Source organism: Cryobacterium algoritolerans (assembly GCF_004402785.1).
Taxonomy (GTDB): Bacteria; Actinomycetota; Actinomycetes; order Actinomycetales; family Microbacteriaceae; genus Cryobacterium; species Cryobacterium algoritolerans.
Genome location: NZ_SOFP01000063.1, coordinates 1 through 14038, shown reverse-complemented (window position 1 = coordinate 14038; position 14038 = coordinate 1). Strand labels below are relative to the sequence as shown.

At 66.1% G+C, this 14038-nt stretch carries 11 protein-coding genes; all 11 read right to left on the bottom strand.

Annotated elements, in window-relative coordinates; translation table 11 throughout:
- Nucleotides 1–49 precede the first annotated feature (49 nt).
- Nucleotides 50–1084 carry a D-isomer specific 2-hydroxyacid dehydrogenase family protein gene (locus tag E3O19_RS13310; RefSeq protein ID WP_134568353.1) on the bottom strand — a complete coding sequence of 345 codons (1035 nt, stop codon included), beginning with the start codon at nt 1082–1084 and terminating at the stop codon, nt 50–52.
- Nucleotides 1062–1988: an ATP-binding cassette domain-containing protein gene (locus E3O19_RS13305; RefSeq protein ID WP_134568351.1), complete on the bottom strand. Its 927-nt coding sequence runs from the start codon at nt 1986–1988 to the stop codon at nt 1062–1064. The genes E3O19_RS13310 and E3O19_RS13305 overlap by 23 nt, the downstream gene beginning before the upstream one ends.
- Before the next feature lie 5 nt (nt 1989–1993).
- Nucleotides 1994–3682, bottom strand: a complete 1689-nt coding sequence (locus E3O19_RS13300) for an ABC transporter ATP-binding protein (protein ID WP_134568349.1) — start codon at nt 3680–3682, stop codon at nt 1994–1996.
- Nucleotides 3679–4704, bottom strand: a complete 1026-nt coding sequence (locus E3O19_RS13295; protein ID WP_134568347.1) for an ABC transporter permease — start codon at nt 4702–4704, stop codon at nt 3679–3681. The genes E3O19_RS13300 and E3O19_RS13295 overlap by 4 nt, the downstream gene beginning before the upstream one ends.
- A gap of 1 nt (nt 4705) precedes the next feature.
- Nucleotides 4706–5791 (bottom strand): ABC transporter permease, encoded by a 1086-nt coding sequence (locus E3O19_RS13290; RefSeq protein WP_134568345.1) that lies wholly within the window; start codon nt 5789–5791, stop codon nt 4706–4708.
- Nucleotides 5792–5888: 97 nt separating this feature from the next.
- Nucleotides 5889–7520, bottom strand: coding sequence for an ABC transporter substrate-binding protein (locus E3O19_RS13285; RefSeq protein WP_134568343.1), 1632 nt, complete (start codon nt 7518–7520; stop codon nt 5889–5891).
- Nucleotides 7521–7699: 179 nt separating this feature from the next.
- On the bottom strand, nt 7700–9583 hold the full coding sequence (gene dnaG, locus E3O19_RS13280) for a DNA primase (RefSeq protein WP_134568341.1): 1884 nt from the start codon (nt 9581–9583) through the stop codon (nt 7700–7702).
- A 25-nt stretch (nt 9584–9608) separates the two neighbouring features.
- Nucleotides 9609–10856 carry a deoxyguanosinetriphosphate triphosphohydrolase gene (locus E3O19_RS13275; protein ID WP_134568339.1) on the bottom strand — a complete coding sequence of 416 codons (1248 nt, stop codon included), beginning with the start codon at nt 10854–10856 and terminating at the stop codon, nt 9609–9611.
- The gene (gene dusB / locus E3O19_RS13270) at nt 10849–12024 is read right to left on the bottom strand and encodes a tRNA dihydrouridine synthase DusB (RefSeq protein ID WP_134568337.1); all 1176 of its coding nucleotides are present in this window, start codon (nt 12022–12024) and stop codon (nt 10849–10851) included. Before dusB ends, E3O19_RS13275 begins: the two co-directional genes overlap by 8 nt.
- A gap of 197 nt (nt 12025–12221) precedes the next feature.
- Nucleotides 12222–12881, bottom strand: a complete 660-nt coding sequence (locus E3O19_RS13265) for a DsbA family oxidoreductase (protein ID WP_134568335.1) — start codon at nt 12879–12881, stop codon at nt 12222–12224.
- A 106-nt stretch (nt 12882–12987) separates the two neighbouring features.
- Nucleotides 12988–13791, bottom strand: coding sequence for a heliorhodopsin HeR (heR, locus tag E3O19_RS13260; RefSeq protein WP_134568333.1), 804 nt, complete (start codon nt 13789–13791; stop codon nt 12988–12990).
- Between the last annotated feature and the right edge of the window lie 247 nt (nt 13792–14038).

Below are 14038 nucleotides of genomic sequence, written 5' to 3'. Positions count from 1 at the left end.
CGTTGCTACTTTATCAAAAGTTGGCCCTGCGCCAAATCGAAACCGAGAATCAGTAGCCGGCGAAGGGATCCACGACCCCGACAAACCGCCCATCGGTAAGGAAGGCGCGCACATTCAGCCTGATCCGCTCCGCGAGGAGTGGCGCCGTCATCTCGGGCGTGTCGGCCGAATGCGGCGTGATCAGGCACCTCGGCTCGCTCCACAGCGGGTGCCCGTCGGGCAGCGGCTCTGGATCGGTCACGTCCAGGGCCGCGCCGGCGATGGTGCCGGCGGCCAGGGCTGCCACCAGCGCATCCGTGTCGACCAGCGGCCCCCTCGCAATGTTGACCAGGTTCGCCACTGGACGCATCAGGGCGAGCTCCGCCGCCCCGATCAGGTGCCGGGTGTTCTTCGTCAAGGCGGCAGCGACAATGACCAGGTCGGCCTGGGGCAGCACCTCGGCCAATGCGGACGTCGGCACCGTGAGTGCCGCACCGGGCACCGGTCGGCTACTGCGGCGCACAACCGTGACACGGGTCCCGAAGGGCTCCAGCAATCGGATGAGCTCCAGGGCGATCCCCCCGGCACCGATGATGACCACCGTGCGGCCATACAGCGAGCGCCCCTCGGGCACGGTGGACCAGCTCGATGCCGTGGCGCGCGTGGGCAGCACCCGCAGGAGCGCCAGGGAGAGGGCGAGAGCGTGTTCGGCCACTGGCTGTGCGTAAGCGCCCTTCGCGCTGGTCCAGAGCAGGTCCGGACGGGCCTGCTCCGCCAGGATCCTACTGAACGCGTCAACGCCGGCCCAGGGCAGCTGCACCCACTGGATTTGCGGATTGGCCGCCAGGGTGGACCCGAGCTGGTCGGCCTGGGCGTAGGAGAGCCAGATCAGCCCTCTCGTCGCGGGCGACAGCTCCGCCACCTCCCCGTGGGCTGCCCGCACGGCCGCCGTGAACACCTCGGCCGGGCGCGGCAGTATCGCGATCGGTCCCCGGGCAGGGCGCATGCCCTCGGGGATCGGCGCCACCTCCTCTGCGAGCACGGCGTTGTGCTGCGCGACCGGAACGTCCAGGGCCTGACGCTCAGGACTCGTCGGCACGGTCATCGCCTTCTTCACTGTCCTCCGGTTCGTCGTCCTGTCTGTCGTCCGGTAGGTCGTCCGGATCATTGCTCGGTTCGTCGTCTGTGTCCGACCCGGTCAGCACTGCGGCCAGCCCGGCCACATACGGATGCCACGGGTCGTCGAACACCTCGTCGATGGTTCCGAGCCCGACGAGCACGCCCTGGTACAGCACGCCGATCCGGTTCGCCACCCGGCGCAACACCTTGAGGTCCGAGCTGATCACGAGCGCGGAGAATGAGCGCTCGCGCTGCAGTTCACCGATCACGTCGATCACCGCGTCGCGCACCGTCACGTCGACCCCGGCGGTCGGCTCGTCCGCGATCAGCAGGGATGGGCCGAAGACGAGGGCACGGGCGAGGGCGACCCGCTGACGTTGGCCGTTGCTCAGTTCGTATGGGTAGCGAGGCAGCACGGCCAGCGGCAGCCGAACGGCATCGACCATGGTCACGACCCGGGTGTCGAGGGCCCGGCGGTTGTAGCGACGGTCGCGTTCGAGTACGGGCTCCGCCACGATCTCCGCTACCGTCATCGTGGGCGGAAGCGTGTCGGCCGCGTTCTGTTCGAGCAGGCCGACCCCGAAGGTGAGGCGGGCGAGCTTGCGGCGGCCGATCTGGCGCATCCGAAAACCCAGCACCGTGGCCTCTCCCCCGGTGATGATCGGCCGTGCATTGCCGAGCCCGGGCGCGAACGCTGCGCCGGACAACACGCTGGCGAGGGTGCTCTTGCCCGAACCGCTCTCCCCGAGCAGACCGAGCACCTCTCCCGGTTTGATCTGCAGGGTGAGTCCGTGCACAGCGACATGGGCCGGGCTCACTCCGTGCGGCGGATACTCGACCGTGAGATCGCTGGTCGAGATCGGAAAAATCGGTTTGGCGCCGCGAGTCATGCGTTCTATCCTGCCGCACGCAGACGGCGAAGCTTCTCCCGTCGGTCGGCCTGCTCTGCCGGATCGGGAACCGGGAGTGAGGCAAGCAGCCGTTGGGTGTACGGGTCCTTCGGTGCGCCCAGGACCTCGGCACCTGTGCCCTCTTCGACCAGTTTGCCCTTGTACAACACGGCGATCCGGTCCGCGAGGATGTCGACGACGGCGAGGTCGTGGCTGATGAACAGGGCGGCGAAACCGAATTCCTCCTGCAGCTCGGCGAACAGTTGGAGCACCCTCGCCTGTACGGACACGTCGAGGGCCGAAGTGGGCTCATCGGCGATGAGCAGGCTCGGTTCGAGCGCCAGTGCCCTCGCCAGGCTGGCCCGCTGGCGCTGCCCGCCGCTCAGTTCGTGCGGGTAACGGTCGCCGTAGGCCCGGGGCAGCTGAACGGCCTCGAGCAACTCGTTCACGCGGGTGCGGGCCTCGGCCGGGTTCTCGGCCCGCCCGTGCACAACCAACGGCTCGGCCACGCATTCGGCGATCGTCAGCAACGGGTTGAAACTCGAAGCCGGGTCCTGGAACACGAAGCCGATGTCGCTGCGGAGCTTCTTGAACTCGCGTTCCCTGAACCCGTGCATTTCATGCCCGAGCACCCTGAGCGAGCCGCCGGTCACCCGGGTCAAGCCGGCGATGGCCCGGCCCGTCGTTGTCTTGCCCGACCCGCTCTCGCCGACCAGGCCGAGCACCTCACCGGGGCGGATGACGAAACTCACCCCGTCCACGGCGGTGAAGCCGGCCCGACCGAACCGGCCGGGGTATTCGATGGTCAGGTTGTCGGCCACGACGACCGGCGGGAGCTCCAGCCACGCGGGCTCCCTGGCCTCCGCGCGCACCGCGGCGTGCGCGATTCCCTGGCCCACGTGCGGCACGGCGGCGAGCAGACGCTTGGTGTAGTCGTTCTGCGGCGAGGAGAAGAGCGTTTGCGCGTCGGCTTCCTCGACTACCTTGCCCTGGTACATCACAGCGACCCGGTCGGCGAGGTCGGCGACAACACCCATGTTGTGCGTGATCAGCACGATCGCAGTGCCGAACTCGTCGCGGCAGCGCCGGAGCAGGTCGAGGATCTCAGCCTGCACGGTGACGTCAAGGGCCGTGGTCGGCTCATCGGCGACGATCAGGCCGGGGTCGAGCACGAGTGCCATGGCGATGACCACCCGCTGCTTCTGCCCCCCGGAGAACTGATGCGGGAAGTAGTTGACGCGCGTCTCCGGGTCGGGGATGCCGACCCGGCCGAGGATCTCGATGGCCTTGGCCTTCGCCTCCTTGCGACTGAACTGCCCGTGCGCGCGGATGCCCTCTGCGATCTGCCAGCCGACCGTGTAGACCGGGTTGAGCGCGGTCGACGGTTCCTGGAAGACCATCGACACGTCGGTGCCTCGCACCTGGCGCAATTTACGCTTGCCAACGGAGAGGATGTCGTGCTCGCTCGAGCCGTCCTTGCTGCTGAGCAGCACCACGCCAGCAGCGGTCGCCGTCTCCGGGAGGAGTCCGAGGATGGTCTTGGCCGTCACGGTCTTGCCGCTTCCGCTCTCGCCGACGATGGCCAGGACCTCGCCGGGGGCAACCCGAAGGCTGACGCCGTCGACTGCCCGCACGGGACCCGCATCCGTGGCAAAGGAGATTCCCAGGTCGGTGATGGTCAACACGTCGCTCACAGTGGAACCTCGAATTCGTCTTTCAGGGTGCCGCCGGGCACCACCGATGTTTCGGAAACCAGCCCGGATGCTTTCGCCACCGATCGACGGCCGCGCAATCGGGGATCGGCCAGGTCGTTGAGGCTCTCGCCGACGAGGGTCATGCCGAGCACCGCGAGAACGATCGCGACCCCGGGGAAAAGCGCCGTCCACCAAATGCCGCTGGAGACATCCGACACGGCCTTGTTGAGGTCGTAACCCCACTCGGCGGCGGCGGACGGCTCGATGCCGAAGCCGAGGAAGCCCAGGCCGGCGAGGGTCAGGATCGCCTCGGAGGCGTTGAGAGTGAAGATGAGCGGGAGCGTGCGGGTGGCGTTGCGGAGCACGTGCCGGAACATGATCCGGGCGTTGCTCGCGCCGAGCACGCGTGCCGATTCGACGTAGGCTTCCGCCTTGATCCGCACCGTCTCCGCCCGGATCACCCGGAAGTATTGCGGGATGAACACCGTGGTGATGGAGATGGCCGCGGCGAGGACGCCGCCGACCAGGTTCGACCGGCCGCCGGAGATCACGATCGACATCACGATGGCAAGCAGCAGCGACGGGAATGCGTAGACGGCGTCGAAGACAACGACGAACACGCGGTCGAGCCAGCCGCCGAAGTAGCCGGAGACCAGGCCGAGCATCACCCCGGCGAAGATAGAAAGGATCACGGCGATGATGATGACGATCAGCGCTGTCTGGGCACCCCAGATCACCCGCGACAGCACGTCGTAGCCGCCGACGGTGGTGCCGAGCAGGTGTGCGCCGCCTGGGGGCTTCTGAGCACCGAAGGCGCCGTTCGCGTCTCGGAGCTGGCTGTAGCCGAATGGCGAGACCAGTGGCGCGAGGATGGCGGTGAGGACGAAGATACCCGTGATGACGAGGCCGGTGACGAGCATCCCCCGTTGCAGCCCGACGCTCTGGCGCAACTGATGCACGACGGGCAGGTGGTTCCACAGGCTGCGCTTGCGCGAGCCGGTCGTGATGGACGTGGCGGTCATGTCAGTACCTCACCCTCGGGTCGATGAGCGCGGCGATGATGTCGACGACGAAGTTGGACAGCGCGACGATCACTGCGAGCAGGGCGACAATGCCCTGGACGGCGACGAAGTCGCGGGCGGTGAGGAACTGGGCCAGCTCGAAGCCCAGGCCCTTCCACTCGAAGACCGTCTCGGTCAGGACCGCACCGCTGAGCAACAGCGCGATCTGGAGTCCGATCACCGTGATGATCGGGATCAGGGCCGGCCGGTAGGCGTGCTTGGTGACAAGTCGGTATTCACTGACGCCGCGGGAGCGACCGGAGTCGACGTAGTCGGCGCCGAGAGTACCGATGACGTTCGTGCGGACGAGCCGGAGGAAGACGCCGGCGGTGAGCAGTCCCAGTGCGAGCGCGGGGAGGACGGCATGCGACACCACATCCAGGAGAACCTGCGGGTTGCCGGTCTGGAGGGCGTCGATGGTGTAGATGCCCGTCTTTCCTGGCAGGAACTGCATTTGCAGCTCAGAACCCGTCGACGCGCGCCCGGCGACCGGGAGAACCTTGAGCCAGACGGAGAAGACGAGCTTGAAGAGCAGCGCGGAGAAGAACACCGGGGTGGCGTAACAGAGGATCGCGAAGATCCGCAGGAACGCGTCCGGCGCCTTGTCCCGCCAGTACGCGGCAACGAGGCCGAGCGGGATGCCCACGATGAACGCGACGATGAGCGAGTAGAAGACCAGTTCCGCCGTGGCGACGCCGTAGGTGAGTAGTACCTCGGTGACGGGCTTGTTGGTGCTGATCGTGGTGCCGAAGTTGCCGGTGAAGACGTTCCCGAGGTATTCGAAGTACTGCACCAGAATCGGGCGGTCGTAGCCGGCAGCGTGGATGCGCTCGGCGAGCTGCTCCGGCCCGAGGCGGCCGCCGAGGGCGGCCGTGATCGGGTCGCCGGTGGCTCGCATCAGCCAGAACACCATCGACACGAGGATGAAAATGGTGGGAAAAATCAGAGTGAAGCGGATAAGGATGTACCGCCCGATCCCCCCGCCCGAGGAAGTCCGTTTGCGCCGAGTGGCCATTTGGGCCGGTGGGCGCGCTGTCACAGTTGTCATGCCTGCCTAACGATTGGAAAGGGTCGGGGGCACCCAGCGATGGAACTGCTGGGTGCCCCCGGATTTCAAATTAGAAAAACTCTAGCCGCTTGGCGGACTAACCTTTCGCCAGTGCCGCGTAACGGAACTTGAACGACGCGTCCAACGTCGTCTGGGTTCCAGTCACGTTCGTTCCGGTGACTGCCACCTGGGCGCCCTGGAGCAGCGGCACGGTCGGCAGCTGGGCCGCGACCTTGTCCTGGATCTCCTTGATCAGGGCGGTGCGCGCCGTCGGGTCCACCGTGACAGCCTGCTTGAGGATCAGGTCGTTGACTGCCGGGTCGCTGTAGTGGTTCTTGATGAAGTTCTCCGTGAGGAAGAACGGCGTCAGGTAATTGTCTGCGTCGGAGTAGTCCGGGAACCAGCCGAGCTGGTAGACGGGGTAGACGTCGGCGGTACGGTCCTTCACATACTGCACGTACTCGGTCGACTGCAGGTTGACCGTGAACAGGCCGGATTTGTCCAGCTGGTCCTTGATCAACGCGTACTCGTCGCTCGAACCCGGGCCGTAGTGATCCGTGTTGTACTGCAGGTTGAGCGTGATCGGGGTCGTGACGCCAGCGGCGGCGAGCGACGCCTTCGCCTTGGCAACGTCCGGCTTACCCGAACCGTCTCCGTAGAGTCCCTTGAGAGACTCGGTGGCGCCGGTGAGGCCGTCCGGAACGTAGGAGTAAAGCGGCGTGTAGGTGCCTTTGTAGACCTGCTTGGCGATCTCCGCGCGGTCGACGACGTCGGCAACGGCGACACGCACAGCGAGAGCCTTGGCCGGGTCGGCCTCCGGCGTCTTCGCGCCGTACGGCTGGGCGTCGAAGTTGAAGACGATGTAGCGGATCTCGCCGCCGGGGCCGTCGACGACCTTGACCTTCTTATTGCCGCGCAGGTTGTCGATGTCGGTTGCCGAGAGGCTGCGGAACGCGACGTCGATGTTGCCTTCCTGCACGTCGAGCTTCAGATTGGACGAGTCGGAGTAGTACTTGACGTTGACGACGTCGGTCTTCGCCGCTCCCAGGAGACCCTGGTAGTCCTTGTTGGCCTTGTAGGAGAGCAGGTTGTTGAAGTCATAGCTGGTCAGCACGTACTGGCCGGCAAAGGCCTTGGCCTTGACGATGTCGTTGTCCGGCGTGATCGCGGTGGCCGAGAAGGATTCCTCGTCGACGATCGGGCCGGCGGGGCTGGTCAGGATCTGCGGAAAGATCTGGTCGTCGGCGGCCTTGAGGTGGAACACCACCGTGGTCGGGTCCTTCGCCTCGGTGCTGTCGAGGTTGTAGAGCAGCGACGACGGACCGTTGCTGTCGGCGATCTTGAGCTGGCGGTCGAAACTGAACTTCACGTCCGAGCTGGTCAGGTCATGGCCGTTGGCGAACTTGAGGCCCTTCTTGAGGGTTACCGTGTACTCGGTCGGTGCGGTGAACTCGGCTTTGGTCGCAATGTCCGGCTGGACATCCGGGCTGCCGTACGGGGTGTTCATCAGGAACGGGAAGACCTGGTTCTGGACGGCGAACGACCCGTTGTCGTACGAACCGGCCGGGTCGAGCGTGGTGATCTTGTCGGTCGTGCCGATCGTGATCGCGCCGCCGGTCGTCCCGCCGCTGGTTCCACCTGCGGAGCAACCCGTCATGGCCAGCGCGGCGACAGCTACTACTGCTGCGGCGCTGAGCCCTCGAGCGCGGGGAGTGGATGAGAATGCCATATCCGTGAGCCTCTTCCTCTGAAAAATCCAGGCACGGGCGACGACAAGCGCGTCACCCGGCATAGCTGTTAGGAAAGAAATAGCACAGAATGCGCGATTCGTCCGGCAAGGTAGGAGCATCTTTACCGAGCTGCAATGTAGCGCCGAACCTCACGGGAGGCAGTGGCGGACCGGGATGCCTAGTCCTCGCGGAGGTTGCGCCGTTCGGCCTCGACTCGAACCAATTCGCGTTGGAGCGCAACGTAAACCTCACGGTTGGCGGCATCCGCCCGCTGCAGCCGGCCGAGCAGTTCGGCCTTCTGGCGGAGCAGGTCCTTGTCCACGAGGGCGACCGTGATGTCGCGAACATACCGGCTGATTTCCCGCTCGCTGCGCTCGGGCAGCGGGGCCATGGCCAGTTCCTTGACCAGGTTCTCCAGCGGGGGCGGCACGTCGGCCACGATCCGGTCGAGCCAGTCGGGGGTGTCGTGGTGCTCGAGGTTGGCCGCGATTGCGTCCCGCACCACCGCGAGTGAGGGCTGGGCGAAGCTCGTCAGGACGGCGCGCTGGATCAGGTCTGCACCGACCAGGACCGGGCGCTGGAGCATGGCCATCAACCCGTCCCGTTCCAGCCGGGTGACGGGGTCTGTCGACAGGTTGGTCATCGAGAACGGTTGCTCGCGCTGGGTTTCCACCGTGCCGTCGTGACGCGTGCCGTCCCGGCCCTGCCCCGCGGAATTACCGGCGCCGGCGGAGCGGGCGCGCGACAACGAGGTCGAGACGGCCCTGGCGACCTCGCCCAGTTCAATGCCAAGCATGCGCGCCAGCTCGTGCGTGTAGCCGGGACGGAGGGCAGGGTCACGGATGTCGGCGACGAGCGGAGCGGCCTGGCGCAACGCCCCGACCCGCCCTTCCACGGTGTCGAGGTTGTACTGGCCGAGCAACTGCCGAATCATGAACTCAAACATCGGCTTCTTCGAATCGACGAGTCGACGCACCGCGTCGTCACCGCGGTGAAGGCGCAGGTCGCACGGGTCGAGGCCCTCGGGGGCGACCGCAACGAATGTTTGGGCGGAGAAGCGCTGTTCCTCACTGAAGGCGCGCACCGCCGCCTTCTGGCCGGCGGCATCCGGGTCGAAGGTGAACACGACCTCGCCGACCCCGCTGTCGTCACCGAGGACGCGGCGAAGCACCTTGATATGGTCAACACCGAAGGAGGTCCCGCAGGTGGCGACGGCGGTGGTCACCCCGGCGAGATGGCAGGCCATGACGTCGGTGTAGCCCTCGACGACGACGACCTGGTGGTTGCGCGAGATGTCGCGTTTGGCGAGGTCGAGCCCGTAGAGCACCTGGGCCTTGTGGTAGATCGGCGTCTCTGGCGTGTTGAGGTATTTGGGGCCTTTATCGTCGTCGAGCAGCTTGCGGGCACCGAAGCCGATGGTCTGCCCCGTGATGTCGCGGATCGGCCAGACGAGCCTCCCTCGGAAACGGTCGTACACCCCGGTTGATCCCTCGCGGCTGGAAACGAGGCCGGCGAGGGTCAGTTCCTCGGTCGTGTAACCCCTGCCGCGGAGATGGTTGGTCAGTTCGTCCCAGCTCTTGGGAGCGAATCCGACGCCGAAGAGGGCCGCGGCCTGGGAATCGAAGCCGCGTTCCCCAAGGAAGTTGCGGCCTACCAGGGCCCCAGCGCTGCCGAGACGTTCGACGAAGAACTCAGCGGCCGCCTGATTGGCCGCGTAGAGGCGGGACCGGTTAGTGTGGTCGGGTGCATCCCCGCCACCCTCGTAGTGCAGTTCGATCCCCACTCGGGCGGCAAGACGTTCGACGGCCTCGCTGAAACTGACGTGGTCCATCTTCTGCAGGAATGAGTAGACGTCGCCGCTTTCGCCGCAGCCGAAGCAGTGGTAGAAACCGACCTGGGGACGCACGTGGAAGCTCGGGCTGCGCTCGTCGTGGAAGGGGCACAGGCCCTTCATCGAGCCGACTCCGGCGGACTTCAGAGTGACGTAGTCGCCGACAATGTCCGCGATGTTCGTGCGGGCCTTGACCTCTTCGATGTCGTTTTGTCGAATCAGGCCAGCCATAGCTGAATGCTAGTCCTGCCCATTGTCAGTTCTGCACAAGACGTTCGTACCAGGCCAGCGCGGACTGGTCGGTGAGGCTGGCAACCTGGTCGACGACCACGCGCTTGCGGGCTGCGTCGTCCGCGGCCGCGTGCCAGTCCTCGCGGAACCCGGCGTCGAGGTGCTCGTCGCCGGTGGCGTTGAGGCGCTCGGCAAGCAGGGTGAGCACCTGCCGCTGCTGCTGGTAGATCGGCTGGCGAGTGTTCTTCGACATCACGAAGGCGGCCACGATGCCCTTGAGCACCGCGATCTCCGCCTGGACCTCGCGCGGTACGACCACCTGAGCCCCGAATCGGATGAGCTGCTCCCCCGAGTAGGCCTGGCGGGTGGCACGCACCGCTGCGCCGGAGAATCGGCCGATCAGCTGGCTGGTGAGGTTCTTCAGCCGGCCCTGGTCGCGACGGCCGGCGGTCCAGCCATGTAACCAGTAATCGAGGGCGCCCAGCCGGTCGTAGGCGAGCGCCAGTTCGGCGTGGGAGACGGCACCGCCGATCCAGGAGTGCATCGAAGAGACGAGTTCGGTACTGGCCCGGTCGCCAAGTTCGGCGATGTCCAAATACCCGTTGACCACGGCGTCTTCGAAATCATGCACGGAGTAGGCGATGTCGTCGGACAGGTCCATCACCTGGGCCTCGATGCAGAGCCGGCGCTCGGCAGCACCGGCGCGCATCCATTCGAAGGCGGCGCTATCGCCCTGGTAGAAACCAAATTTGGCGCGCCCGCTGGGATCGGCGACCGAAGAGTCCTCCGGCCACGGGTATTTGCAGCTGGCGTCGAGGCTGGCCCGCGTCAGGTTCAGCCCGTAGCTGCGGCCGTCGTCGCCGAAGACCTTCGGCTCGAGCCGGGTAAGAAGCCGCAGGGTCTGCGCGTTGCCCTCGAAGCCACCGATGTCCAGGGACCACCCGTTAAGCGCCTTTTCCCCGTTGTGACCGAACGGCGGATGCCCGATGTCGTGCGCGAGGCAGGCTGTGTCGACGATGTCGGGATCGAGTCCCAACCGGAGCGCGAGCTCACGTCCGATCTGGGCGACCTCGAGCGAATGAGTGAGTCGGTTGCGGGCGAAGTCGAGGCCCGCGGTCGGGCTGAGCACCTGGGTCTTGGCCGCGAGGCGGCGCAGGGCGCTGGAGTGCAGGAGCCGGGCGCGGTCGCGCGCGAAATCGCTGCGGCGCGAGCCGTGCACCTCCGGCAGCCAACGTTCCTCGTCGTTGCTGCTGTACCCGGTTTCGTTAGCCACCGCTGGTGTCCCCTTCGCCCTCCGTCAGGTTTGCCCTCTCCGCGCCGACGATCTCCCGGGAATCGAGCCAGTGTTCTGGCAGCGAGGTCTTCTTCGGGCTTCCGGCCCGGCCGCGCGGCCCCTCGGCGCCGGCGCCGGGATATTCCTGCTGCCAGTCCAGGGTGCCGAGCAAATCGTCCAACTGTGCCAGCGACACGACCGAGGCGAGGCTCGCCCGCAGGTCCCCGCCGACCGGGTAGCCCTTGAAGTACCAGGCGACGTGCTTGCGGATGTCGCGGCAGGCGCGCTCTTCACTGTCGAAGAATTCGGTGAGCAACTCGGCATGCCGACGGAAGGTCTCGGCAACGCGGCCGAGGTTCGGCTGGATCAGGGCGATCTCCTCCCCTGCGCACTGGCCTCGGAAGGCAGCAGCGAGGTCGCCGAACAGCCACGGTCGCCCGAGACAACCGCGGCCGACGACAACGCCGTCGCAGCCGGTCTCCGCAACCATACGCAGGGCGTCGTCGGCGGACCAGATGTCACCGTTGCCGAGCACCGGCACGCTCGTGATGGTGTTCTTCAGGGTCGTGATCGCCGACCAGTCGGCCACGCCGGAGTAGTGCTCCGAGGCAGTACGGGCATGGAGCGCGATCGCTGAGACGCCCGCGCCTTCGGCTGCCTTTCCTGCCTCGAGGTAGGTGAGGTGGTCGGAGTCGATGCCCTTGCGCATCTTCACCGTGACCGGGACGGCGCCGGCCGCGATCACTGCGGCTTCGACAATCTGCCGGAACAGGCCGAGCTTCCACGGGAGGGCCGCTCCGCCTCCCTTGCGGGTGACCTTGGGCACCGGACAGCCAAAGTTGAGGTCAATGTGATCGGCCCGGTCTTCGGCGACAAGCATGGTGACCGCGTCGGACACGGTCTTGGGGTCGACCCCGTAGAGCTGGATCGACCGGGTGGTTTCGCTCTCGTGATGGTTGATCAGGCGCATGGATTCCGGTGTGCGTTCGACGAGCGCGCGGGAGGTAATCATCTCGCTGACGTAGAGCCCGGCACCGAATTCACGGCAGAGCCTGCGGAACGCGGTGTTGGTGATGCCGGCCATCGGTGCGAGCACAACGGGGACATCAAGCGTGAGGGGGCCGATCGAGAGCGGCGCGGCCCGGCTGGTCGCAATTTCAGGAGTCATTTCGTTCAATTCTCCCAGACTCGGGCGATACCGCTCGACGCCCGCATGATGGGGCGTCGAGCGGTGGGACGAGCGCAGTGTTCAGATCCCGCAGGAGCCGCCGCCGCAACATCCGCCGCCGGCCTCACCGAGGAGTTCGATGGTAGGAACCGGTGTCGCTGCCGGGGTGGTCGCCTCGGCCGTGGTGGTCTGTTCGGTCATTTGTTCTTCTCCTTGGATTTTTCAGCGGATGCCTGGCTGAGCGCCTGCGCAAAGGTATCAGGGTCCTGGGCTCCGGAAATCCCGTACTTCCCCTCGATGACGAAGAAGGGAACTCCCTGGATACCGTACGCGTTGGCCTGTGCGACGTCGGCCTTGACATCATCGAGGTAGGCGTGGTCGGTGAGCGATCTGACGACGTCGGCGCGGTCGAGGCCGATTTCGGCGGCAAGGTCGGCGAGATCTTCGATCCGGCCCACGTGCAGGCCATCGACGAAATATGCCTTGAGCAGTCGTTCCTTCATGTCGAGCTGGCGCCCGTGCGCCTTTGCGTAGTGGAGCAGCTCGTGCGAGATAACAGTGTTCGTCTGGTGCACGGAGTCGTAGTCGTAGTGCAGGCCGACGCTTTCGGCGATCCCGGTGACCCGCTCGAGCATCTCCTCGACCTGCGCCACGGGCAGGCCCTTTCGCTGGCTAAGGTAGTCGACCGGGCTGCCGTCGAAGTCGACTGGGGTATCGGGCGCCAATTCGAAGCTGTGGTATTCGACCTCGACGTCACCGTCGAAGAGGGCCGCGCCGGCCTCGAATTTGCGCTTTCCGATGTAGCACCAGGGGCACTGCACGTCGGACCAGATGTCTACTTTGATGGTTTCGCTCACTCTGATGCCAACCGGCGGCGCGCCCCAGTATTCCCGTCCCGGAGGTCGAGCCGCCACTGGTCGAGCCGCCGGTGGTCGAGCCTGTCGAGACCAGAGCCCCGCCCGGTCAGCCCGTTATCGCGGGAATGATCGCCCCCGAGAAGACCTGCCAGGCCAGGGCTGTCTTGGCGACCAGGCTCAGCGTGATGTACGTGCGCTCCCCCTGAAGATAGCTCTTCCACTTTCCGACCTGCTTGTACTGCAACCACTGGTTGATGGCAAAGGTGTTGAAGAAGACGAAGAGCGAGATGACGATGCCGACGACGAAACCGGGCGCCGCAACCTCGTTCGCGCTGCCCGGCCGGAGAAAGTAGATCAGAATCAGGATCCAGGGCACGATGCCCACCATTGACCCGAAGATGAACGGCAGCATTCCGCCGGATCCCGGCTGCTCGTACTTCTCTTGCAGGGCACCGAACAGGATCATCGCGGCGTTCACCGCGAAGACGGCGAACAGCGCCGCGATGTCGGTCACGCCGTTGATGGCCAGAATCAGCCAGATCATGATTGAGGAGCTCAGCGAGTATTCGGTCCAGCGGAAGTAGTTGCGGCTCTGCAGCAGCCCGCCCTTGTACCGGCCGAAGAACCAGGGGCTCGAGATGAGGAAATGGAAGAACGCGCTCAACGCCAGGAACGCCACCACGCCGATCCCGATGTTCACTTCGAACACCGTGACACGCTCGGGCGGTATGGGGACTCCGGGAGGACCGGCCAGGTAGTCGGCTGTGACGGCGAAGAGAACTTGCGAACTGAGCATCGTGAGCACGATCGCGAAGCCGATGGCTTGGAGAAGGTGCAGGCTCCCCGCGACGAGGTTGTAAACCCTCAGCCGGTCGATCTGCTGGTCGGAGGTGTATGTCTTCTTCGCCATGATTGGCCTCCCTCGCCTGATATTGGGGCCAACCTAGCATTGATCCGATCTCGGCCCCTCCGCTGTTCGAGCCCGTCGAGACCCCGCACCCCCGGTGGTCGAGCCGGTCCGGGACGGATGCTCCGCCGCCGCTACCTGAATGGCAGGGCGCGCCCGCGCCGGCGGGCGCGGGCTGCGGAAGGGGGCGCGGGCTCCGGGCGGGACTGGTCGCGATGGGCTCGCGCTCCGGGCGGGGCCGGTCGCGATG

What these genes read in the sequence shown, in the direction of transcription:
- E3O19_RS13310 (WP_134568353.1), bottom strand. Translation starts at nt 1,084, where the DNA reads ATGACCGTGCCGACGAGTCCTGAGCGTCAGGCCCTGGACGTTCCGGTC.
- E3O19_RS13305 (WP_134568351.1), bottom strand. Translation starts at nt 1,988, where the DNA reads ATGACTCGCGGCGCCAAACCGATTTTTCCGATCTCGACCAGCGATCTC.
- E3O19_RS13295 (WP_134568347.1), bottom strand. Translation starts at nt 4,704, where the DNA reads ATGACCGCCACGTCCATCACGACCGGCTCGCGCAAGCGCAGCCTGTGG.
- E3O19_RS13290 (WP_134568345.1), bottom strand. Translation starts at nt 5,791, where the DNA reads ATGACAACTGTGACAGCGCGCCCACCGGCCCAAATGGCCACTCGGCGC.
- E3O19_RS13285 (WP_134568343.1), bottom strand. Translation starts at nt 7,520, where the DNA reads ATGGCATTCTCATCCACTCCCCGCGCTCGAGGGCTCAGCGCCGCAGCA.
- dnaG (WP_134568341.1), bottom strand. Translation starts at nt 9,583, where the DNA reads ATGGCTGGCCTGATTCGACAAAACGACATCGAAGAGGTCAAGGCCCGC.
- dusB (WP_134568337.1), bottom strand. Translation starts at nt 12,024, where the DNA reads ATGACTCCTGAAATTGCGACCAGCCGGGCCGCGCCGCTCTCGATCGGC.
- heR (WP_134568333.1), bottom strand. Translation starts at nt 13,791, where the DNA reads ATGGCGAAGAAGACATACACCTCCGACCAGCAGATCGACCGGCTGAGG.